Below are 23,546 nucleotides of genomic sequence, written 5' to 3'. Positions count from 1 at the left end.
TACACCTCAGGCGACGGGTAGTTCAACTACCCGCCAGTAATGGTCGAGCATCTCAGTCACACGCATGAAGCCATCACCCACATGCTGTTTGACGATATAACCGGCCACGTGTTTGGAATAAGCCATGAGCTTGTCCTGGTCATCCTGTGAAGTGGTCAGTACGAATACAACTGCGGACGACAGGTTTTTATCCTGCCGCAGTTCTGCCAGCATCTCTTGCCCGTTCATGCGCGGCATATTAATGTCCAGCAAAATCAGATAGGGACGTGGCAAGCCCTCGGGCGAGCGCAAGATTTCCAGCGCTTCGACGCCGTCATGGGCACGTACTATGGGGTTGGCGATCTTGAGTTTTTTCAGTGCGCGCTCTATACCCAGCACATCAACATCGTCGTCATCGACGACCAGGATAGTGACCGGTCTGGTTTGCGGAATGCTGTCATTCATTTGACACCTTTCGCCTGCGCACAATAATTAATAATACTCTAAGGCAACATTGTTGCAACGCGAAATTTGTAACATAACATCTGTAAGACGGTATGTGTAACAAGCCCACCGCAGCACAATTTACCTATGAAACCAGCCCTGGTTACCTGCTTGCAAACCAGTGCAAATATATCATGATTACCAAATTTACATTTATATTATGCAATTGTCTATATCGCTGCAATATTGATATGATTAATTTGCATTTGTTGACTCTTTTGTGGTTAGAGTTGATTTTGCCGTGAAGTAATAATGCACCTCCGGTTTTTTTTTGTATGTAGGAAAATGCCTCGTCATGTAAGAATTCAGGCAGGTAAACATATCCGCTTTCAGGGTTGTAAATTTGTGCGGAGTGGATTGCTGCCAGCACTGTCAAATTTCCCGTTTTGCAATAACAAAGGATTCGATACAATCAGCCTCAGTTTTGCCATCCTGGCAAGCAAGGCAGGCTCTGATACCACTACGGAATTCACAGGAAGCAGCATGACAGAAGACAAATATCCCTTTCCTTTACAAGACAGATACACCTACCCACGCGAATATCGCATCAAGCCCATCTGGCGCGTCTCAATTTCTTTGCTGGCATTTATCTTTATCGTCGGTGGTTTGACTGCCACAGTACTGGAAGTAGCCATGTTGCGTGAAGCGGGCATGCTGATGTGGATCGTGCTGGTTTTGAGCCTGGTTATTAGTGCCCTGGGCTTGTACATGCTGCTCAAAACCCTCAGGTATAAAGTAGTGCTGCACAGCGATGCCATAGAAATACAGGAGATATCCGCCACTACCCGCCTGCTGCGCACCCAATTGCATGGTCGCCGCATGGTGCGCCGTAACAATTCCCCGGAAGAGATAGAACTCATCCCACGAGAATCTCATGAGAAAAAAATCCACGTCCCCAGCATGCTCAAAATCGATGCCGCCTTCCAGGCATGGATGAGCACCATCACAGACCTCGACCTGCAAGACCAGCAAAAAACACTAGCTGAAATTGCCGCCGACACCAACCTTGGCAGCAACAAAGAAGAACGCCTGCAAAAACTCGCCACCGCAAAAAAGAGAGCCAATCTACTCAACGGCGCAGCCTTCGTGCTATCCATCTGGATGATCATCTACCCGCAGTCTTACCAAATACTGATGCTGGTGTTGCTGGTCATGCCCTGGCTAGCCCTGCTGCTCATGAAGACCGCAAAAGGCGTCTACCAGATCGACGGCAATACCAAGGACATCAAACCCAACCTCGCCATCATGATCTTCATGCCCGGCCTGGCCCTCATGATGCGCGCAGTGACAGATTTCAACCTTGTCAACTACACCCCGGCACTACAAATGGCACTCGCCTGCAGCCTCACATTCACCGCCCTGGCCCTGCACCTCGATTGGCCCTTGCGCAGCAAACCAATGATGATACTGGTATTCACAGCAATCTCCTTCGCCTACGGCTACGGCGCAACAGGCCTGCTCAACAGCCAGCTTGACCACGCCGCCGCAGAAACCTACCAGGTGCAAGTGTTAAGCAAGCACATCTCCCACGGCAAACACACCTCCTACCACCTGCAACTCGCCCCCTGGGGGCCAGTAAGGCATGCGGATGATGTGACTGTTGAGCGTGAGGTTTATGAAAGTATTGCGGCAGGTGGGATGGCTTGTGTTGTTTTGCACAAAGGGGGTTTGCATTTGCCTTGGTTTGTGGTGGGGGCTTGTTTGGGGAGGGTTTCGTGATGAGCCAAGATTTGCTGAGCAGCAGGTGTAAGCTATTGTAGCTAAAGCGTTGAGTTGCATATGTTTCAGTTGTACCCAGACTTGCTAAAGGCAATTTTTTAAAAATTGCCTTTAGTTGAGAAGATTGAATTGTCAAAGTTGAGACCCATTCAAATGCTGCAATTTGAGAGTCGCCTCCTCACGCTTACTGCTGGTTTAGCGTTCTACTTGAAACTCACTCTCTAACTCCTGAAGCTTGAAAAGCTGAACTTTGGTTCTGAAGGAGTAATTTAGGGCAAGCTCGTTGATGCGATTTATTGTCCTTTCAAGTTGATTCGCTTTTTCTTCTCGATCAGACACTATCACATAGTTGAATTCCAAATTTCCCTTTAGATTGTCTGGAAGTGCGTTGGCGAATTTGTTTGCTCGATCGAAAAATTCCTCAAGTGAAGTGATGGGGATTGCTCCCATACGAGTGAATCGAACTTCTAACACAATTGCCTTCAAGGCCGAGATAGCCACTCCATCAAACACGATCTTCGGTTGATCTTTTAGAGCAACGTTTCTTTCAAACCGCATGCCCAAATCTTTGGAAAATTTTGCGAGAACCAATTCCTCAGCTAGAAGCCCTTCTCCACGGAAACCGCGAATTAAAGCCTCGGAGGACGGTGTAAGTGGTGAAGCGGGGATTCGATGCGTGCCATTAGAAGCCGATGAAGTGGTTTCCTCATTTGACTCTGAGGCTGGTTGCTCAATCTCGCCAAATATCTTGTCGACCTTTGCGACGGAAGCACCTACGAGCATATCTCTGAAGGTCTGATCGTCTTTATAATCCGATGGCGCGTAAAGTACGTGATTTTTTTTATAAAGAACGAAAAAAAAGATAGCCACGAGAAATAGTGGGAATCCCATCAGAAACCAAACATAGCGCTCTTGCGTCGTGGCATTTAGAAAGGGGAGAACTACAGTTCCACTCACTTCTGCTAATGCTGCAAAGATAGCAATTACCGTAAGCGGATTCTTTATGTGGCCAACTTTTTCAATCATAAGATTCTTTCATTCGTGAGAGTTAATGCCTCTTCATAAGTCAATAAATTTAGCTCCGAAGGAGTAAAAACTAAATGTTCTTTGTCCATTTGAATGACTTTTAGCTTTCTTTGCGTATTAAGATTGACGCACTCTGCCTGAAAGACTGCCCTTAAACCTTTATGCTGCCTCATTGTGGCAGGGGGCAAATTTCACATTCATGTATTTCATAAGCTGTGCACGCAAAACAATCTCGCTATTAATTATCTTATTTTCTACATTAATTAACAATTAAATATTCCAATGTGTGTAGTATTTAATGAAATTACTAGTTGCATAACAGTAACGCGGTGATTTTCGTGTCAATCATGAAGTTGAATGGGGAAAATTTTGATTGAGGATGTCATGAATATTTCAGAACAAACTGGAATCGTTTTCGACCCTTGGCTCATTAGCCGACTACATTTCCAAAAAATTAAAACCTTTACTAAGGTTCAGCAATTAGCCATTGACGCCGGAGTTTGTCAGCGCAAAAGCTTAGTTATTTGCGCACCGACTTCATCTGGGAAAACTCTAATTGGCGAATTGGCTATGTTATCCGCAATTCGTGCTGGTGCAAAAACCCTTTACCTTGTTTCACACAAGGCGTTGGCGGATCAGAAGTTTGAGGATTTTGAGCTACGTTACGGCCTGAGTGGAGAAGATCCAATTGCTCGAATCGGCATTTCAACTGGTGACCGAGATGACGGAGATCCTGACCCAGATGTACTCGTTACAACTTATGAGAAAGCAATAGCTCTGGTTATGATGGGTGTTTTATCTATATCTGAGACAACCATCATAGCGGACGAATTACAGATTCTTGGTGAGGACAAACGAGGGCCTGAGATTGAAGTTTTATGTGCAGCGCTTAGGCAACGTAATCCAAAGCAGTTCGTTGCTCTGACTGCTACAGTTGAAAACGGTAAGGATTTGGCTGGATGGTTGAATTGTGAGCTTGTTCAAACGACTCATCGTGATGTAGATCTCATACAAGAAATATGGGCAAGAGATCAAATCTACAAAGTCAAATTTGGACAGGATCAAGGTGCTTCAACTCAGTTTACTAGGCTGCCAACTACAACGCTGGACGCCGTTGATCAGCTAAGGAAAGAAGGGCGAGGGCCAATTCTCGTGTTTACCGAAACGCGAGCCGATGCGATGAAGCTAGCGACAGAGTATTCAGCTAGATGCTCAAAGACTGCTGCTGGCTATAAGTTTGCGGAACAACTGGAACTATTTTCTGAGGCAACTGAATTCTCTATCCGATTGAAATCCTCTTCAGAAACAAATGTGGCATTTCATACTGCTGATCTAACATCCAGTGAGAGAACTGTTGTAGAGCAAGGATTAACAGAGGGGCATTTCGAGGTTTGCTTTGCGACTCCTACATTAGCTGCTGGAGTTAATTTTCCATTTAAAACGGTTTTATTCGATAGAATTAGACGCCGCTATATTCCTCCCGCTGACATACCTTTAGGGGCGTATCGTAATATGTCTGGGAGGGCCGGCAGGCTTGGTATGCACAATGAGGGATATGCAATTATGATTCCTCGAGATAATCTTGAAATGAAGCATGCCAACTATTTAGTGGGTACTCAAAATGAATTGCTCTATTCGAAACTGGCATCCTTAAGTGTCAGAAAAATAGTTTTACAATTAATTGCCTGTGAAAACGCTACCGATTCGGTAAGCACCCGGGAATTTTTGGAGAACACATTATTTTGGTATCAAGTTCAAGATAAAAATCCGACCAAATTAGACGAACTGATTTTGAAAATTGAGGATGCTATTCAGTGGCTGGTTGAAGCGGAAATGATTGTCAATGATGCAGGAAGATTGAGAGCAACGAAATTTGGGAAAGTCGTGGCGCAAACGGGATTGCTGCCTACCACGGCGCTTTTTTTCGGGGTTATGCTACGTCAAAACTCAGCAAGCCTTGAAGTGAACTTTGAAAATTTCGAAGTCGCGTTGCTTTTAGCTGTGTGTCATTCCGATGAGTTTAATCAGGAAATTGGTCAACGGTTTCTTCCAGGCGTTACATATGGCGCTCCCAGCGAACAAGCATACTCACTTCTGAATGAAGCATCGGCCTATTCTTTGATCCAAAGTCAGAATATAGATAAAACCGTCGCACAATGTGTATATGCGTTATACCTTTTTATATCTGGAGAAAGTGAAAGGAAGATAGGCGCTTGGTCTGGAGTCCCGTCAGGGCAATTGCACCGTTTTGCCGGGGATATTCAATGGGTTTTAAATGGTATTCGACAAATCGCAACTGTGCCAAATATATTGGTATCACAAAAAGTGATGAATCAAATAGGAATTTTTGCGCGCAGGGTTCAGTTAGGCGTGCCGATGGAATTAATTGACTTGGTTACTATTGCCCAACGAGCAAAAGTTCCCGGTTTCGGCCGTCAAAGGGCGCTAGCTCTTCGGAAAGTTGGTTTCGACAGTCCAGAAAAAATTCTGGAAGCCCCTTTTGATGCACTTGAAGGAGTCTTGGTGAACCGAGAGCGTACTAAATTACTACTTAAAGCAATTGAAAATAGTGAGTCGGATCCATATAAGCGAATGGAACGTCAACATATGCGATTTGCAAAGACTTTAGGGTTAGAAGAGTTGGTTGAGGAATTGTATTCATTGCTTGGAGGTGAATATGAAAATCCAGTGGAGAGAATTTTGTCTCTCGAGACTACATGGGTAATTCAAAAATTAGACGATGGTATGCGTCAAGGCGTGCCGGATTTTATGATTACTATGGACGAAGTTTCGCTTGTTTTGGAGTGTAAAACAACTACAAAGAAACCCCCGCAAATTAATAAAGAGGAGGCTTTCGCTGTACTGCATAAAGCGGCAGATATTGCTAATGTTCATAAAGTCACTCTAGGGAAACCAGGATTCGATACCTTTTCCGCGAGCAAAGCATGTGCTTCCATTGAAATCAGTTTACTTCAGCATTCGTATTTTGTCGAAGCAATGCTGTTACTACGTTCTGGCAGTAAAAGTGCGAAGGAGGTTTTTGAATGGATGATAACGCCAGGTGTTAGCGAGATTGATCGACTAGGACGTCTCCCAATTATCTGAATTCCAAGAAATTTTGGGGCAGGTCGAATATTCATACGATTTCAGTCCGTGGACTGTGGCTAGTGTAGGCGCGATTAGTGCACCGTTATCGCACGCATACATGTGCATAGCCGTGATTGAAATACGTGCGATTACGTTACACTAATCGCACCTACGAGCTTTACACGTCGCCAAAACTCAGACCTTGTAGTAAAAGCCACTCACTCCTCTATAAGGTACGAGTGGCTTTTTATTAGGTAAAGCAAATCTAGGGGCAAACCTAATACTCATGCCGAACGAGAATTACCAGAGTGCCACGACGAGCGGCACTGCCTATATCTGCCGCAGTTTATGGTGTTGCCTCGCACACTGATTCAAGCACAGCCTGAAATCATGCATTTGCCCGGGCCTGTTAACCTTAAGGCTGTGCATAATAGATGTAGTATCAGGGAAGTCAGGTAAGATACCCCCAAAATCGTGCTGTAATCAAGTGCGCGCAATTTTTTACCAGCTTAGTTAGTTTCCAAAAAGGAGATTGCATTGCAACTACTCACTGAACAGACTACAACCGTCGCCAGATCTGTCGAGGCCGCATATCAGTACGCGACAAATCTTGAGCATTTTGCTGAGTGGTTTCCTGGGGTTTTATCGATAGAGTCAGCCAACACACTCGAGCATGGGCAGCGTGGCAAGGAATATCTGGAAACAATCGCGGCCCCGCTCAGAGGCAAGAGAAAAATAAAAATCTGTGTCAGGGAGGCTGAATTTGGCAAGGTGTTTATTACGGAAGGTGAGTTTCCGCCTTTGATGCCAAGAATGGAGATGCGCTTTCAGGCTACCGGTGCTGAATCCTGTAGCGTCACGTGGAAGATGTTCAGTCGCAATGATAGTTTTCTATTCAAAGCCACGCTCTTGCATTTATTCAGGAGCGTATTACGCAAAAGGGCAGCTATTGGTATAAAACGCTTGCAGAAGACTCTCGAGAAGCGGCCATGACTCTGGGGTTCCCAATCGTACTCGCATAATGCGAAAGCGGGTACACTGATGCCTTCTTTTTAAGGGAATTTAAGGGAGCATAAGATGGGCGTGGAATACCGGCATTTTTTTGTCGTCAATGACAAGGACTGGCTGCCAGCGGCGGATACCCTGGCACGTGTCGATGCGGTTTTGTATAAATGGTCGTTGATCAACACGCCGACCATGGTGTTTGATTTATCGACGATGAAAGAATCGTCAGAAAGAACCATTCCCAACTTCATGCCGGGTGCTGGCCAGGCGCTTATCTACGATGAAGCCAAAGGCAAGCCCGTAGTTGACATCGCCGGGCCGTGTTACTACGATACCATAGAGGATGAGGATCATTACATTTCAAAAATCATTGTTGTCGCTGGCAATGATATCCGTATCCAGCAGTCTGACGAATACAGTTATTTCGAACAGATTTCACCTGCGCCGGACCAGGCGTGCACGGGTTTTGTGTATGACCTGGATGCAATTCCCTGGCCGGTTTCAAAAACCTTTGATGCCTACCTGGTTCACGGGGAGTATTCAGGCGCACCTGAGATGCGTATTCATTTGGGTAAAAATTTCCCTGGACTGTATGACTGGACCGACTATGCAGGCTATTGGCGCGGCGCTGTCATGCTGGACTTTGGGAAAAGCTTGCCGGGCTTTTGCGAAAAGCTACGCCAACTGCCCGCACGCGATTTTGTCAATGAACTGGCCATCGCGTTTCGGGGGCCGATAGCTGAGATAGGTGTCGTTTATTAAGCTGGATAGACATCTGCTTTTGAATCAGTGCGTAGATGCGATTAGTGTAAGGTAATCGCACGCATGCTGAACAACACACATAAATTCCATCACCAGTATAACCCTGGAATAGACCTGGAATGAACAGTCAGCAGTGATTGAAATACGTGCGATTACGTTACACTAATCGCACCTACAAGCTACCGGGGTTATTGGGTAACCCCGGCTTAAAAGTAGCTGCTACTTCACCGTTGAAGTAGCAGGCAAGGTGCTGATGATAGTTTGCTGAAATTTTTCTGCTTCGTCTTTATGAATTTGATGCCCAGAATTTTCAAATAAAAACAGATTTTTCTTTGGTGCTTTCAATTGCCCGAAATAGTCTTTTGTAATTTGAGCTGATGTTTGTATATCGTTTTTACCCACGAAAAAATAGACGGGGCAATCGACTTCTTTCAAGGTCTTTGGTAAGTCCATATTCATGACTGCATTCCATACTGGTGACCAGGTTTTTGACCATTGCAGAAAACCGGTTTTGAAATCAGTACTCGTTACAAACTCTTTGCCTTCTTTGTATAACAGCCACTTTCTGAGATAGAACAGGTCTTCGTCGATTTTAAATGGGATGTTGACGCTGGCCAGTTCCTGGCTGGCGAGTGCATTATCCTTGAAGTGGATTTTCAATGCGCCAAGCAATTCTTTCTCACTGGCCAGCTGACTGATTACAGGGTTTGCTGCAAAATAAGCATGCAATAACTCTGGATGATTTCTGACGATGTAAAAACCCAGGACATTGCCCCAGGAGCTGCCCAATAAATATATTTTTTCCTGCTTTAACTCTTTTCTGATGAATTCTATGACTTGATAGGTGTCTTTCTCCATGAGTTCAACAGAGGGCTGAACAGGTGAGGGATTTAATTTCAATGTCCTTCCGGCATCTCTTTGATCCCATTGAATTATCGTAAATCTGTCTTTCAGGATATTCGTGAAAGAAGCCGCATTGTTCATCATCGAGCTTCCGGGGCCGCCAGATAAAAATAGCAGGACAGGCTTATTTGCATCATCCGTTTTTATTTCTACAAACTGTTTTATTCCACCAATTTCCGGGGTCAGCATTTTGTCGATTTTTATTGACATGTTTTGAGCCTTGGTCTGGTTCACGTCCTGCGCTGTACATTCAGAAAATGGAATCAGGGCAGCAAATAAAATTGCCAATATACTTTTATTTATCATCGGTTTATTTCAGGTTGGTTGCTTGCATGTTGCGGAGATGGAACTGGTGAAACTGCATCTGCGCAACTGGGTATTTGGTTAATGCAGACAATCGCTGATGACTGCATATTTGCCCAATGCGCAGTTTAAGGTCTTGCTTCAACGCGCCGATACAGGCACAGCACGGAAAGCAGCAGTCTGGTTCGACATGATTTTTACTGGAGGCAGCACATACGTGGAATCCGTGGCAGTGAAAGTAAATATCTGCGAGGCAGCGGCAGCATTGGCGTTGAAGGATGAATTGGGGATGGCTGCCAGTGAGTTGTACTGATATACATTGTATTTAACACCGGCGGTCAAACCGTAGACGGTTGCGGTCAAGGTCAATGGTGCTGCTGCCGGTGGGGTATTCGAGTCTTTGCTCATTGCCGGGTTTTCGTAATTCAAGTCGGTCGCCAGGCGCACCGGAACAGTTTCCCTGTTCAGGTCGATGACACCGGTGATGGCGACGGCTGAATTTTGATTGTTGACGCTGGTATGCAAGGCAAGCGAGTACGGTGGTGCAGTTGAGGAGTTAGCTTGCACACGTGTCATCTGGAATTTGTCGAAACCATATTGAAACAAATAAGCAGCTGCCACCGGCGGGGCAGTAAACTGGTTGGGGTAGTTGACGTTATTAGTGCCGCTATTGTCGCTGATCTGCAAAATATCGTCGGGGTAATAGGTCTGGTTCAATCCCGGTACCAAAGGGTGGTTGGAGGCGATGCCATTGACCGGTACGATATGATCGTAACTGGAGAAGCCAGCCGAGGGATTGCCGCCAGGCTGATACTGATTGACATAGATCCCCATGATCACCGGATAACCTGCCAGCACGTAGCCCTTGATCCAGGCCAGGTATTGGTTAGTGGTGACCGCGTTGGATTGCCCATTCCATTCAACCGCAGTCAGGTGCATATTGGCTGCTGCCGTCAAATCGTTGACCGAAACGAGCAACTGGCTGTTGACGTCGGTTTGATTGACGCCCGGTGTCGCGGCAGCGCGTGCCGTGTATTGCGACACATACTGGCCATAATACAAACCGGCGCTGATAAATGCTGTTTCACCACAATAGCCGTAATTGGCATTCCACTGGTGGCGTGGCGGAATCGCCAATGACATTGCATAGGTGGCACCAGTTGGCGGAGGTGGCGAATCCGCAGGAACAGGCCCAGGCAATATCACAGGCACCAGGCTAGTGCTGACCTGGTTTTGTGCGGTGGAATTCTGCGCATTGCTGTTGCTGCCACCTGAGCCGCCACCGCATCCAGCCAGGGTCGTTGCCAATAAACCGACTGCCAGTGCACTTGCGATTTTTTTATTCATGAAGTCTCCGTATTTTGCGTGAACTTTTGGTTCACTTTTCTTTTGTCGCTGATCTTGCTGAAGTGGGCCAGCAATTGCGCGGTAGCAAGTATGCAACAATTTAGCCAGTTAGTGAGATAAAGTTGGAGGAAGCAGGGGCGCGATGAACAGCCCGTTCATTTCGCGATGGCGGCGGCCATAAGTCTGCCGGTAAGCTGCAAGACAATACGGCTTGCGCATCCAACCGCGCTGATCAGCAAGCTATCATGCAGTCTTATGACCCATGCTTAAGCATTGCCGTGACGTAGCCGTAACGTGATAGCCGTCATGTGAGATGGCACACGCCCCCCCGGCCCTGCCGTCTGACTGTGATCGACATGAAGCCATCAAGGCGATGATTGGTGACCAGTTCAAGACCGACCCGGAAATTCGTGCTTACTACAGAGCCAATCCGAATCCTTGGCTATAAGCTTACGCAGCGGGCGCTGATTTCCTTCAAGAAGTAATCAGATTCAGTGATTGGCAGCACCCTGTAGGCTGTGGCGTCTTCAGGATTAAAGCGATAGGTAGCGCCCATATAGATTCTCTCATAAGAGCCAAGGGTGTTTTCTACCCAGTTACCTGCATTTCCTACGGTATCGATGAGGCCAAATGGGCTGGGAAAGGCTTTGTATGTATTCACAGGCTTGAGTGCTGGTGGAGCTTGTCCTTTTTCCGGCAAGCCGGGGATGTTGGCCCTGCGCCCGTCAAGCCGGTCTCCCCAAGGGAAAATACGTCCATCCACACCACGGATTGCCAGTTCCCATTCCAGATCGGTAGCCAGTTTTTTGCCGTGATGTTCGCAATGCAGTTTTGCTTCATATCTGGTCATGGGGGCTGGGCAGGTGGGGCAGGGCAACGGTGCTGCGCCTAGCACGATATCGCCGGGATCAGTCAGTTGATTTGCATCTGCCGCAATGACGGCGAAGATATTGCCAAGATCTTTTGTCAGAGGCTTGATTTGCTCTAGTCCAACAGCCTTGATTGCATCTGATTTTTGCATTGCTGTGAGCAGGTAAGAATTCTGGCTGTTTAATTTTCCTGATTGCTCCAGCTGCCGTGCCTCAGGCAGATATTGTTGAACAGTAGGCGGGGAAATATCTATCCAGTATGCTTTGTTATTCTGGCGCGGCTCCTTGTCCCTGCCGTGATACCAATGCGTCACCGGTATGTATGCCATGCCAGGGTGTGCCTGGATGTCCTTTGCATCAGGTAGTGACAGGCTTTGCAGTTTTGCATCCATTTTCCAGCCGGGTGTTAAATCCAGATGGAATGCCATTGCTCTGCTTTTTTCATCTGCAAAAGTGGCGGCGGTACGCAAAATCAGGTCGCCTGCGGGAACCCAGAATCGTGCGCGTTTTGTTGTTACAAGCTGTTCATACAAAACCTGGCTCTCGTTTTCTGCTGGCGACTCATGGTTGACCAGGATATGCACAGGTGCTGCTATCGTTGCCAATTGACCCAGATCGACTTCGATCATGGCATGGCTCCAGTAGTACCAACTCAGGCCAGATATCAGCAAAGCCGTAACGGCACCTAACATGAGTAACCTGTTCCTGATTTTCAATGCGGTGATGTTTTTCCTGCCTTTTGTACTTCCGGTGGCGAGCAATTGTATTGCCTGGCCATGCATGCGATAACTGACAGTCTGTTTTTTTATGACAGAATCTTTCGACAGGATTTCTGCTGTGTCAGCAATGACCCGTGCGAGATCGATACGCTCCTTGTTCTTTCCGATGACAAACTGCAAAGTAAAAGCCAATTGCGTTGCCTTGTCACTGAGCAAGGAGATGGCACTCTCATGGGCATCTGCGGCGTACACCACCATCCGTGGCACCTGGGCCAGCATGGCAATATGCGTGTCAAATCCTGCTGCATGGCAGCAGTCGAGGATGAGTATGGTCTTGCTCATGTCATGGCGGCGAGAGATGGATGCCAGCAGGGAACTGGCATCCATCATGACAATGCTGCCTTGGTCTAAAACGGCGATATGCAAGCCTGTTTCTGCCATCCATGCATGACCGTATATATAGACGATCGTTAATAAATCAGTGACGTATCCCAAAGCTTCGCCGGGGAGCAGTGCTGGTACAGATACAGGTACGGGGGCGGATGCAGAAAAAGGCGCGAACATCTTGCGCACCATTTTTTCTACTGCGTCTGCTGGTGGCAAGGTATCCAGATACAGATGAGGCGGGGTGTCTCCATTCAAATTCACGAAGTCAATTTTCTGGATTGAAGCCATGCTTGCTTACCAGCGAAAAAAATCTTTAAACGAAGCACTGTCGCCGCCTTGCTCTGCAACCTGAGTGGGGATGCTGGTGATTAATTTTTCAACGATGACTGGTGTGGCGGCGCCTAGATGAAAGCACAGCAGCGCAGATGCCGAACCCTGGATATACAGTACAGGCATCATGCCGCCGAGCGCGATCATTGCACCCGTGGTAAACCAATAGACAGGTTTGAACCGGTATTTCTGGATCGCCCCCGGTCGTCTTGAGAGGGCATACCAATGCAGTAACTCAGCAGCAATGCCACCAGTCAGTGCCACCAGCACCTGTATCAAAATACTGTCCAATATCATACATGGCTCTCTTCAAAGGTAAAACGGCAGGTTATTGGTCAGGCGTGCAACCAGAAGGCGCTCTCGGCAAATTCTTCACCCTTCCACCAGTTCGGGCGACCTGTGCCATATTGAAAATTAGTGGCACCTGCCTGGCTTTGCAGCGGGGCAGTGACAGCGCCAGAAGAGTCGCGGCGGGCCCGCTGTTCTGCCGTTTCGGGCACCACCACAACGATGTGGCCAGAGCGGCCTTCTTCCCTGCGGCGGGCGACAATGATGCCGATTGCTCCCTGATTGACTTCCTGTTGCAGATCTGACAGGCTGCTGGCCTGACGCCAGCCAAAACCTGGCCCAAAATCCCGGAACCAGCGAAACAGGTTATTTGCGCGCATTTCATCGACGGTGACATCAATCTTGACAGGCACTGTCTCACCTTTGCTTAGGACAATGACGGAGCGCTGTGTCCACCATACCCTTGGCAGATACGCTCCAGCGAGATGGCAATAATCATGAGCATAGATATTGCAGAAAGTCAGCCCTGAGTGCGGTTGGTAGCGCAAGTGAGCGGGGTTGTCAACGGCAAGCCAGCTGATGATACTGCCCAGCTCTGCACGCAGTTCTTCTGCGCTGGTACCAGTTCTGCCAGGTTGATTTTTTTCATTGAGTGGACGGGCTCCCGCCGCTTCGCTACGCCGGATGATTTGCCCCGCTTTAATCGGCAGATTCACGGCAATGATGCCATCAACGGGATTGCTGGTGGCTGGCTGTATCACCTCTATGTCGTTCAGCGTTGCGTCGCGCACCAGCAGTTTGGCAGAGCAGTAGCCACGCAGCAGCGCGCCCGATAAACTGGTTTCTATCTCACGAAAACCATTCACGGCATTTTTACTCACTGCGCGTACGGGATGGCCAAATGGCAGCGCAGCAATGACATTTTTTTGGGCTGGGTCAGAAATTGCAGGCTCGCTACGCAGGTTAAGCATGCCTTGTTCGGTATTGACCTTGAAAAAATCACCCGTTGCAGCCAGCGGGCTGGCTGGCGGCAGGATGGCATTGCCATGGGCCAGCTCATGAAGCTTGGGTGTCTCCCCGCCAACGGCGACCGTTTGTGACAGGCGCAGCAAATCAAAAAAAGCTTCGCCATAATATTGGCTGCCGTTAAAGTAACCTTGCTTCAAACCATTGGCTGGCTTGAAGCCGCCAGTGTTATAGCAAATTGCAACGGCGGCGGTTTCCATGTCAGTCAGCGAAGTTTTGCCTTCAAACTGGAGTTTTTTGACAGCGCGCTTGAGTTCATTCAGGCACTGCTGCAGGGTCTGATCAAAATCAGCGTATTTCTGGTTAAGGAAATAGCTGGGGTCTTCCTTGAAAAATTGCAGATCGCGCTGGAACAGGCCAAAGCCCCGGCAAAACTTGTTTGGTTTTGCTGCGGCAGGCGCATAGCCTTTGATGTGTACTGCCATGTCGACCAGGGCCTGGTGGGCAACATCAAACATTTGCTGGCCCTGCTTTGCTGCCAGTAATTCTGTTTTATTTTTTGGGAAGGCGCTGCGTCCTTTATCCGCATCGAGCGTGTCGCCAACACAAAGCCGCAGTATCTCTGCAATTGACAGACCTTTCTTGCGCAAGACGGGCCATACCTCACCTGTCTCCTGGCAGGCAAGAGCGACAATCATGTCCACACTGAAAGGCGTGTCGACCAGCTTGTTTGTAATGCGACTCTGGAACTGTTCTTTAAACCATGCAATGTCTTGTTTGTCCGGCATATTCATCTCCTTTGATTACATTATTTGCGGGGGATATTTATACAAACTCATACAATCAACCCGGCGATGCTCTCACCGTGATCGGTGGCCTTGACTTTGGTGCTGACTTTGATTTTGTAGGGGATTACCTGGCCACGAGATGTTCAGTGCACACATATTTTGATTCCGCTGTGAGAAGTCGAGACTTAACCCTGGGCCAGGCACCACCGGATAATGGATGCGGGCTGCCATGGGAATGGAGCAAAACGCGTATTTCAAAGGCAAAAAAGGAGATGCAATACAGGAAACTGGCAGATATTGACGAAACTATTGCATGTTGCCAATGACAAACCCGGTTTAGCGTTATTTAGTAGTGTTTATCATTAGAGATAGCATAATGTCTATTATAATTAAATGGTAATAATTATCTTGTTTTCTACGAAATTTAACAATTATAAACAGATCATGCGTTCAGTTTTTTGAATGCTGCAATTCATGAACTGTTATCAGGCCCAGACCCTAATACGCTCTGATATATGCCAAGCAATGCGTAAGACATGATTCCACGAATCTTTTGTTTTCTCTCTCCTTATCTGGATTGCATGATCCAGGTTTCAGAATAAGGCATAGCGATGTTATCCTTCGTTAATATTTGTGTTTTGCCATTGCATCTGAAAGAGCGCTTGATAGCTCTTGGCAAACAGTTCTAAGTGAAGGAACTTTGCATGTTTTCTTGGTTTAAAAAACGCCTGAGTTCAGGTAATGAGGCTGATAGCCAGCCTGCGCAAGCTGCGGCTGATAATTCACCTGACAATCCGCGTGACAACCCGCCTGTTGCGGGCAAGGCGCAAGACGCTGGCAGCTTGCTGGCGCAAGGCAAGCGTTTTTTTGATGCGGGCGAGCTGGATCAGGCTGAGCAATGTTATCAGCAGGCCCTTGCGCTTGACCCACTGGATGCGCAGGTGCACAACAAGCTGGGCGACGTAGCTTATGAGCGTCAGCAACTGGCTGCTGCCGAAGCCGCCTATCGCCGTGCCCTGGAAATTTCACCTGACTTTAGCGATGCCAGTATCAATCTTGGGCTGGCCCTAGATGCACAGGGTCGCAGTCCAGAGGCAGAAAGCTGTTACCGCCAAGTGATCGCACGTGAACCGGATCATGATGTTGCCCATTTCAACCTGGCAGCCAGCCTGACGACGCAAAACCGTTTGCCAGAAGCAGAGGCCAGCTACCGCCGTGCCATTGAGATCAATCCGGCTTTTGCTTTTGCCCATTTCAATCTGGGCATTTTGTTACAACGCCAGAACAGGATGCTGGAAGCGGAGCAATCTTATCGGCGCACCGTGGAAATCAATCCCCAGTCCGTGAATGCCTGTATCAATTTGGGCGGGATATTGCTGATGCAGGCGCGCTATGCTGAAGCAGAAGACTTGCTGGTGAAGCGGGTGAGTACAAACGAACAGGTGCCGCCTCAGATGTTGTGGATGCTCGCCAATGCACTGATGGCGCAATCTAAAACTGCAGACGCTGAAGCATGGCTGTGGCGTTTGCTGGAAGTGCAGCCAGACCATGCAGAAGCAAGGGCTGTCCTGCTGGATATGTTGGGCACGCAAAACCGTTTGTTGCAGACAGATGCAGGTTATCAGCGCCTGCTTACCAGCGTCACTGATGATGCCAACTGGCATTATGAGCTTGGCGTAAAACAGGGGCAGTCAGGGCACGTGGCAGAGGCAGTAGCCTGCTATCAGGCTGCAATTAAAATCAGACCCGATCTTGCTGATGCCCATTTTAATCTGGGCGGCATACAGCTTGAGCAAGGGCTGGTTGCCAGTGCTGAGCGATGCTTCAGGGCCGTGCTGGCCATCAATCCGCAGCACGCATACGCGCATATCAATCTTGCCCTGTTATTGATGGGGCAGCATAAAATGGACGAGGCTGAGGCCAGCTGTCGCACTGCTATCCAGTATGCACCGCAAGCAGGTGACTTCTTTTGCATACTGGCGTCCATCCTGAAGTCCCAGGGGCAGATTGCCGATGCCGAGCAAGCGCTCAAGCAGGCGCTGGAAATCAGCCCTGAACTGGTCAACCAGCGTATAGAACTGGCTAGCTGGAAATTATTTAACCTGGTCGAAAACCAGGGGGCTGACCCGCAAGCCCTGTTCGCAGAACATTGCCGCATCGGTGATATCTACGAAGCACACTTGCGCGCCTCGTGGCCGCAACATCAAAACCAGCGCGATCCGCAAAAAGTATTGAAGGTCGGTTTTGTCTCGGCTGATTTATGCAATCATGCTGTGGCATCGTTCATCGAACCTGTGTTTGAGCATCTGGCCGGTGCCAGCGATGTCTCGGTGTTTATTTACTATAACAATAGCGTGGAAGACGAGATCACTTATCGCATCCGTTCCCGTTTCAAGCAATGGCGCAAGGTATCTGATGTGTCTGACACTGCCCTGGTTGCGCAAATCATGCAGGATGGCATAGATATCCTGATTGACCTGTCCAGCCACACCAGCATGCACAGGTTGCAGGCATTCGGGCACAAGCCAGCACCGATACAGGCTAGCTGGATGGGCTATCCGGGTACAACAGGGTTCCGCTCAGTCGATTATTTCCTGACAGACCGATTTATCTTGCCGCCGGGTGAATTTGACCGGCAATTTGTCGAAAAGCTGGTTCGCCTGCCAGCCAATGCACCGTTCAAGTCCACGGTCAATCCGCCTGAGCTGGTGGCTTTGCCAGCTGTAGCCAAGGGTTATGTGACCTTCGGCAGCTTTAACCGGGTTGGCAAGATCAATGCAGCAACGGTTGCCATGTGGGCCAGGGTTTTGCGGTCTGTGCCTAATTCGCGCATGCTGCTGGGCTCAATGCCAGAGAGTGGTGACCATCCAGTTATCCGTAGCTGGTTTGCAGATGCCGGCATTAGCGCTGAGCGCCTGCGTTTTGAACCGCATTGTGATCTGAGAGCCTATCTGATGCTACATCAGCAGGTTGATATCTGCCTCGATACCTTCCCTTATTCGGGCGGCACGACCACCATGTATGCGCTCTGGATGGGTGTGCCCACCATGACCATGCACGGCCAGACCGTACCTAGCCGTACCAGTACGTCCGTCGTGGGGCATCTGGGGCTGGATAATTTTATCGCCGCAGATGCCGACGAATTTGTACGCAAGGCAGTGGCTGCAGCGACTGACCTGCGCAGCCTGGCCAACCTGCGCATGGGTATGCGCGAACGCATACACCAGTCTGTACCAGGCCGCCCCGAACTGATCGCCCAGGGTTTGCGACGCGCCTTGCGCATCATGTGGCAAAACTGGTGCCAGGGTTTGCCGGCACAGTCGTTTGAAGTGCTTGAACAGGATCTGGGTGACGTGCCCTGATTGATTGCACGTCAGCGGTTTTTACTGTGGTGATAATTGGGAGAATTAAGAGTGGCTGGCTTTTTTCTGGATGAAGAGGGCACCACCCATGAAAAACGCTGAGTCAATCCCGGCCTGATTGGCGATCAGATATTCATCGGCCGCACGTCGCGGGCCATCGCCGAAAGGCCATGAGTAATCATCGACGACTATCCAGCCGCCATCTGCCACCAGTTTGCTCCAGGCGGCGATATCGGCACAGGCGTTTTCATAACTATGGTTGCCATCGATATGAAGCAGGGCAATGTGACCTTGATAAGGGGTTTCTCCCATTGCATCGGTGGCAACTATTTTCTGCTGTTGGTATTGTGCAGCCCCTGATGTTGATGGCATGCGCAGGTAATTGATATCTCCCCTGGCATATGGCAGCAGATTACCCAAAAATACTTCGAAGGCTTCATCTGCGCTGACTTGTTTCGATACCCTGTCGACGATGCCGCTGGCGTCTTTTTGTACCAGATGCTCATCCGCCCATGGGTCAACACAAAGGACATTGCCGATGTGAAAACACTGCGCCAGCTGCAATAGCACAAAGGCAGATTTACCCCACCAGCTACCGATTTCAACCAGGTCACCAGCCGGGCAATGGCGGGCGATTTCGTATAAGGCACGGACTTTTTGATGGTCGCACATGCCAGGGATAGCTTCCACATGCAGCAACAATGCGCTGAGCTGGGTTATGCTCAGATCAGGTTTTGCATGACGCGCATCATTGAGTGGCAAGCTGTGCTCCAGCACTTCCAGGGCGCGTTTCTTTGCGGCACGAAATACCGCCAGTTCATTGTTGGCCGGTGCGTCATTGAGCAATTGCACGCCCGGTGCAATCTGTGCCAGGCGCTGTTGCAGGTGATCCCAGACCACAGGGTTGGCTGTGTAGATGCTGCCTATATCTTGTTCCTCAATGGCTTCGGCCAGCGCCTGGTCGAAATTCGCGTCCGTGACATATGGCAGAAACTGCCAGCCAGGATAAGACGGGCGGGATGGATCATGTGCTAGCGAAGATGCGCCAATCACCTTGCGGCCATCGCGCAGACACTGCTCAAGAAAACTCAGCGCACGCGGCATTCCCGCCGGAAAAATCAAGATCGACTTGTCCATCTCAGGCAGCTCCCTTATCCAGCTGCGACGTCGTTTGTCCTTTTTCACACATCAAGAAAATACTTGCACACAAGTCCGGGTATTGTTGTCCCAATTGATAGCAGCCTTCAATGTAAGCCGGTGAAACGATGTCAGTGTTGAGCAGGCGATCCCATTGGAAATTGGCGAGTGCCTTGAAGAAAATGCCGGAGCGGTGTACCACCTTCAGACCTGCGGCAACGGCATCGCGCTCCATGGTGTCGAGCGAATAGGTACATCTGTGCCCATGTTCTGCCTCGGCAGGCGTGACCGCTGCATTGTGTGAAATCAACCCCATCTTCACGGCAATCTGGCGTGAAGGCGCATTCGCATTGGGGCAAACCAGAAACAATCGGCCCTTGTCGGACAGCCATTCATCATTGATACGCTTCAGCACCAGCACCGGGTCGTCCAGATGTTCCAGCACATGGGTCAGCACGATATTGTCATAGCGACGTGGTAATTGCACTTTTTCAAATTCGGCATTGAAGAAATGCAGCTTTTCACCAAAGTTGGCACGTGCTTCGGCAATTGCCGCATCCGATGCCTCTACGCAAGTGACATCATCTGAAAAAGCCAGCAGTCGCCTGGTGAAGTTGCCTTTGTAGCTACCCAGCTCCAGTATGCTGCCGGTGTTAATGAAGGGCTCGAAAGACTTGATCATGTAATGATGTAATACATCAAAGTCAAACGAGTAGGCGTATTTTTCGTTTTCACGATTGCCTGCATCATTGAGTTCGGCGTTGTAATTGCGTTTGCTGTCCATGAATATTCCTTTTATTGCTCGGCGCTGGTATCAAGTACGGCCAGACCAAAGCCACCACGGCCAAATTCGTTGCCGTTATAAAGCATGTAAAACTTGCCATCAAGTTCAAATACATGAGGATAACACTGCATCTGCGAGTCCCAGTCGTCCGTGGATACATCAATACCGGCGAGGCTGTCGTCCCTTTCCCAGTGCAGCATATCTTTTGACCATGCATAACCCAGTCGATATGCACTGCTGTGCTGGCTCCTGAAATCATGCGCCTGCCGATAGCAGAAATACATATGGTAAATGCCAGCCTGCCTGAATACCGTTGGCAGGGCCTGGCATTCATTTTCATTGAGTTTGTCAGCAATGATAAGACGTCCTTCACGCTTCCAGTGAATGGCATCGTCTGAGGTGGCATGGGCAATTTTATATACGCGGTCAGGCGGGGTGGCATCCGATTGTTTGATCCACTTGGTGCCATGGATATACCACATATGGTATTGCCCCTGCTCATGCAATACAAAGGCATCACCGACCAGGAAAGGCTCATGTAATGAGGCTGCCAGTACCGGGCCGTCGCCAACTTTTTCAAAAGTACGACCCTCATCATGACTGATCGCCAGCCCGATGGCTGCATCTGCGGAGACCGATACTTTCCTGTTCCAGCCTGTGGTGTAGGCCAGTACGCGTTTACCGTCGCGTAATACATTCACCGGGAAAATCCCGTGCTCGTCAAAACAACCCAGTTTGCCCAGCTTGATAACGGCATGGGTTGAGGTGGTGATGATGTCGCGCATATTTTTCTCGAAGTCAACAAAAGCAATGTGACTGAGAAATTTGCCACTGCTGTCGCGCTCCCTGGTCGAAAAATAGATGCGTACCCTGTCTGCCAAGACCAGCGCCTGGGGCGACTGCGCATAGCCAAAACAAGGCGGCGGCAGGGTATGGGCGGCCGGGTCAAAAATTTTACCCAGTTTTATCCATTTCATGAATGACCCCAATCCTGCCCCGGCAGCATGCGCGCCAGACCCATGCCTGTGCGCCCCATCTCATTGCCCTGGTATAGCATATAGGTATGGCCATCGAGCATGAAAACATGCGGGTAGTTAACCATTTCAGAATCCCAGCCTGTATCAGAGACGTGCATGCCTGCCTTGTCGTCATCCCTTGCCCAGTTCAGCATGTCACTGGAACTGGCATAGCCTATGCGGTATCCACCTTGTTTGCTCTTGTAGTTTTCGGTAGTGCGGTAAGAAAAAAACATATGGTACAAACCGTCCTGGTACAAGACATCCGGGCAAGCCTGGCATTCCAGTTCACCCAGGCGGCTTTCTATCAAATCCTTGCCTGCCTTGACCCAGTCATAACCATTGGCTGATGTCGCCATGCGTATGCGGTAAATTGGCTCGGGTCTGCCACTGGTTTTCAGCCATTCTTTGCCTGCCACGTACCAGAGCGTCCACTGATCCTGGAATTTTCTTATCCTTGGGCTGCCCATGAGAAAGGGCTCATCCGGGCTATAGGAGATGACAGGGCCATCACCCAGCCGGTGAAAGGAATTGCCGCCATCATTACTGACAGCAACGCCGATGGCACCATTGAAGGGCACGGATTCACAGCGTGTCCAGCCAGCATAATAGACGCGGTATTGTTCACCGTCACGAATGACGGAGGTGGGGTTGGTGCCAAACTCATCAAATGTGCCACAAGCCCCCAGGCTGAGCGCCGCTTGCTGGCATACCTGCCGGACTTGTGTCAGGTCATGGCGTTCCAGGTCGATGAAAGCCAGATAGCTCAGGTATTGGCCATCTGCAGACGGGGCAGGGCGGGAGCAAAAATAGACCCTGACGTAATCATCATGGATAACGACAGAGGGGGACTGGGCGAACTCATGCATCCAGTTCGCTCCTTGCAGATCCCGGGGATCAAATATCTTCCCCAGTTTTTCCCACTTGAACATGTATCTTTCCTTGCAAATAGTAGATGTGCAGTACAGTGCAGCGCTGCTAGGCCAGCAGGGTTTCGATGGCATCGACATCAAATACCGGTATGCCGAGTGCCTCTGCCACCTCGCGTCTGTCTTTCCAGTAGTTGTCGATAAAAATGGCGCCCTGTTTGTTGATGGACTTCCATTTTGGCTCATCATCTGTCAGGTGGATGATGGATGCAAACAGGTTTTCTGCAATACCGCAGGCAAGCAAACTGGCGCTGACATCGTAACGGTGTCTGGTGATGAGCGTCAGGTCTATGCCACGGTTGCGGCATTGATAGACGAAGGCCATCACCATGGGGTGAACATGGGTGCCGATGATGATGGTTTCATCAAGATCGATATACACATGTGAATACTTGAAGTCTGCCTTGTAGCGATTATGCAGGCAACGGTCAAGTTGCAGCGCATAATTATTTTTCATCGTTTGCACAGGAATTTTCAAGGCATTGAACAGACTGAGCAGCGCAAAGTTGACCCCTGCGGCCCGGTACAAACCCATGGTGCTGGACTGGCGCGGTGCGAACTCCAGCAACTTGAATTTACCTGCACCGTCTTTTTTAAGCTGGAAGAACCAGGCACCATTGAGCGAGACAGTGTTATTAATCGCTTGGGCAATCTGCAGAATTTCGTCAGTGACTGCCATCGCTGTTGAGCGAAACGAGATGCCCATTTGCACACGCTCCCGCGTTCTGGGACCGATGAATTTCAATTCACCCTTGAAGTCAGTGAAGCAATCAACACTTAATTCTTCGCCTGGCAAAAATTCGCTGAGCAACAAGCCAGGGCTTTTACGCAAATAGAAATCCAGATCTGCCTGGTCTTCAGCAATGAAACTACCTTTGCCGCCCTGGCCATCGTCGGGTTTTAAAAATAGAGGAAACTCCAGGTGCTTGTCACCCGCAACAAAAATCCTGGGACAAAAATCAAAGGAGCCAAACTTTGCATACGTCAGGCTCTTGGAGCGTGCAATCTGGTTGGTATCTGCACAGGACGTGATGACGTGTGCAGCCAGCTGATCCTGATGCGCTGCCAAAAAATTGGCAATGGTATCGTGGGTAGGGTACACAAACTCTATCCCCAGCCTGCGCAACAATTGATTGAAGCGCTCAATGAAATCCGGGCGGTCTACGTAAAACTGGTCTTCAACATAATGCGCTTCATCATACACGTACGAGGCATGATCATTTTTGCCGGAGGCACCAAACAATTCAACATGGTGACTGTATTTGAGCGAGTTATATATCTCCAGCCCGATTTCAGAGCCAGCAGGAAACACCAGAACCTTGTTTTTGCTGATCAT

The 23,546-nt window shown here is 49.1% G+C and carries 18 protein-coding genes; 6 read left to right on the top strand and 12 right to left on the bottom strand.

What is annotated here, in order from left to right:
* Nucleotides 1-6: 6 nt before the first annotated feature.
* Nucleotides 7-444, bottom strand: coding sequence for a response regulator (locus AC07OI_RS19310; RefSeq protein WP_423009480.1), 438 nt, complete (start codon nucleotides 442-444; stop codon nucleotides 7-9).
* 522 nt (nucleotides 445-966) lie between these two features.
* Between AC07OI_RS19310 and AC07OI_RS19305 the strand changes: the two genes are divergently transcribed.
* The gene (locus AC07OI_RS19305; protein ID WP_492701251.1) at nucleotides 967-2,202 is read left to right on the top strand and encodes a hypothetical protein; all 1,236 of its coding nucleotides are present in this window, start codon (nucleotides 967-969) and stop codon (nucleotides 2,200-2,202) included.
* Between the two features lie 195 nt (nucleotides 2,203-2,397).
* Here AC07OI_RS19305 and AC07OI_RS19300 read toward each other — a convergent pair whose 3' ends face one another.
* Complete coding sequence (locus tag AC07OI_RS19300) at nucleotides 2,398-3,228, bottom strand: hypothetical protein (RefSeq protein WP_492701249.1); 831 nt, start codon at nucleotides 3,226-3,228, stop codon at nucleotides 2,398-2,400.
* Between the two features lie 384 nt (nucleotides 3,229-3,612).
* Between AC07OI_RS19300 and AC07OI_RS19295 the strand changes: the two genes are divergently transcribed.
* The 3 genes from AC07OI_RS19295 to AC07OI_RS19285 all read left to right on the top strand — a co-directional run bounded on the left by AC07OI_RS19295 (nucleotide 3,613) and on the right by AC07OI_RS19285 (nucleotide 8,082).
* A complete protein-coding gene (locus AC07OI_RS19295) occupies nucleotides 3,613-6,333 on the top strand; it encodes a DEAD/DEAH box helicase (RefSeq protein ID WP_492701247.1) in 2,721 nt (906 codons plus the stop codon).
* 519 nt (nucleotides 6,334-6,852) lie between these two features.
* Nucleotides 6,853-7,308 (top strand): SRPBCC family protein, encoded by a 456-nt coding sequence (locus AC07OI_RS19290; protein ID WP_495258356.1) that lies wholly within the window; start codon nucleotides 6,853-6,855, stop codon nucleotides 7,306-7,308.
* 84 nt (nucleotides 7,309-7,392) lie between these two features.
* Nucleotides 7,393-8,082: a hypothetical protein gene (locus AC07OI_RS19285; RefSeq protein WP_495258355.1), complete on the top strand. Its 690-nt coding sequence runs from the start codon at nucleotides 7,393-7,395 to the stop codon at nucleotides 8,080-8,082.
* A gap of 219 nt (nucleotides 8,083-8,301) precedes the next feature.
* Here AC07OI_RS19285 and AC07OI_RS19280 read toward each other — a convergent pair whose 3' ends face one another.
* Entirely contained in the window at nucleotides 8,302-9,273 is a 972-nt protein-coding gene (locus AC07OI_RS19280; RefSeq protein WP_495258354.1) for an alpha/beta fold hydrolase, read from the bottom strand.
* A 156-nt stretch (nucleotides 9,274-9,429) separates the two neighbouring features.
* Nucleotides 9,430-10,635, bottom strand: coding sequence for a hypothetical protein (locus AC07OI_RS19275; RefSeq protein ID WP_495258353.1), 1,206 nt, complete (start codon nucleotides 10,633-10,635; stop codon nucleotides 9,430-9,432).
* A 313-nt stretch (nucleotides 10,636-10,948) separates the two neighbouring features.
* Here AC07OI_RS19275 and AC07OI_RS19270 point away from each other — a divergent pair, with 313 nt between their 5' ends.
* The gene (locus tag AC07OI_RS19270; RefSeq protein ID WP_495258352.1) at nucleotides 10,949-11,083 is read left to right on the top strand and encodes a hypothetical protein; all 135 of its coding nucleotides are present in this window, start codon (nucleotides 10,949-10,951) and stop codon (nucleotides 11,081-11,083) included.
* Here AC07OI_RS19270 and AC07OI_RS19265 read toward each other — a convergent pair.
* The 3 genes from AC07OI_RS19265 to AC07OI_RS19255 are packed head-to-tail and all read right to left on the bottom strand — an operon-like array spanning nucleotide 11,078 to nucleotide 14,982.
* Nucleotides 11,078-12,898, bottom strand: coding sequence for a formylglycine-generating enzyme family protein (locus AC07OI_RS19265; RefSeq protein WP_495258351.1), 1,821 nt, complete (start codon nucleotides 12,896-12,898; stop codon nucleotides 11,078-11,080). The two genes, AC07OI_RS19270 and AC07OI_RS19265, sit on opposite strands and share 6 nt — an antisense overlap.
* Before the next feature lie 6 nt (nucleotides 12,899-12,904).
* Complete coding sequence (locus tag AC07OI_RS19260; protein ID WP_495258350.1) at nucleotides 12,905-13,237, bottom strand: hypothetical protein; 333 nt, start codon at nucleotides 13,235-13,237, stop codon at nucleotides 12,905-12,907.
* A gap of 38 nt (nucleotides 13,238-13,275) precedes the next feature.
* Nucleotides 13,276-14,982, bottom strand: a complete 1,707-nt coding sequence (locus AC07OI_RS19255; protein ID WP_495258349.1) for an SH3 domain-containing protein — start codon at nucleotides 14,980-14,982, stop codon at nucleotides 13,276-13,278.
* Nucleotides 14,983-15,686: 704 nt separating this feature from the next.
* Here AC07OI_RS19255 and AC07OI_RS19250 point away from each other — a divergent pair.
* Nucleotides 15,687-18,344 carry an O-linked N-acetylglucosamine transferase family protein gene (locus AC07OI_RS19250; RefSeq protein ID WP_495258348.1) on the top strand — a complete coding sequence of 886 codons (2,658 nt, stop codon included), beginning with the start codon at nucleotides 15,687-15,689 and terminating at the stop codon, nucleotides 18,342-18,344.
* A 45-nt stretch (nucleotides 18,345-18,389) separates the two neighbouring features.
* On the opposite strand, the gene AC07OI_RS19245 is transcribed toward AC07OI_RS19250, so the two are convergent.
* The 5 genes from AC07OI_RS19245 to AC07OI_RS19225 are packed head-to-tail and all read right to left on the bottom strand — an operon-like array spanning nucleotide 18,390 to nucleotide 23,546.
* On the bottom strand, nucleotides 18,390-19,481 hold the full coding sequence (locus tag AC07OI_RS19245; RefSeq protein WP_495258347.1) for a class I SAM-dependent methyltransferase: 1,092 nt from the start codon (nucleotides 19,479-19,481) through the stop codon (nucleotides 18,390-18,392).
* Nucleotide 19,482: 1 nt separating this feature from the next.
* Nucleotides 19,483-20,265, bottom strand: coding sequence for a class I SAM-dependent methyltransferase (locus AC07OI_RS19240; RefSeq protein WP_495258346.1), 783 nt, complete (start codon nucleotides 20,263-20,265; stop codon nucleotides 19,483-19,485).
* A gap of 11 nt (nucleotides 20,266-20,276) precedes the next feature.
* Nucleotides 20,277-21,242: a glycoside hydrolase family protein gene (locus tag AC07OI_RS19235; protein ID WP_495258345.1), complete on the bottom strand. Its 966-nt coding sequence runs from the start codon at nucleotides 21,240-21,242 to the stop codon at nucleotides 20,277-20,279.
* Complete coding sequence (locus tag AC07OI_RS19230) at nucleotides 21,239-22,213, bottom strand: glycoside hydrolase family protein (RefSeq protein ID WP_495258344.1); 975 nt, start codon at nucleotides 22,211-22,213, stop codon at nucleotides 21,239-21,241. Before AC07OI_RS19230 ends, AC07OI_RS19235 begins: the two co-directional genes overlap by 4 nt.
* Nucleotides 22,214-22,259: 46 nt before the next feature.
* Complete coding sequence (locus AC07OI_RS19225) at nucleotides 22,260-23,546, bottom strand: ATP-grasp domain-containing protein (RefSeq protein WP_495258343.1); 1,287 nt, start codon at nucleotides 23,544-23,546, stop codon at nucleotides 22,260-22,262.

This window comes from Undibacterium sp. GW821-FHT07F11 (genome assembly GCF_059418665.1).
The sequence above is the reverse complement of the archived record's forward strand: the minus strand, read 5'-3'. Positions and strand labels throughout refer to the sequence as shown.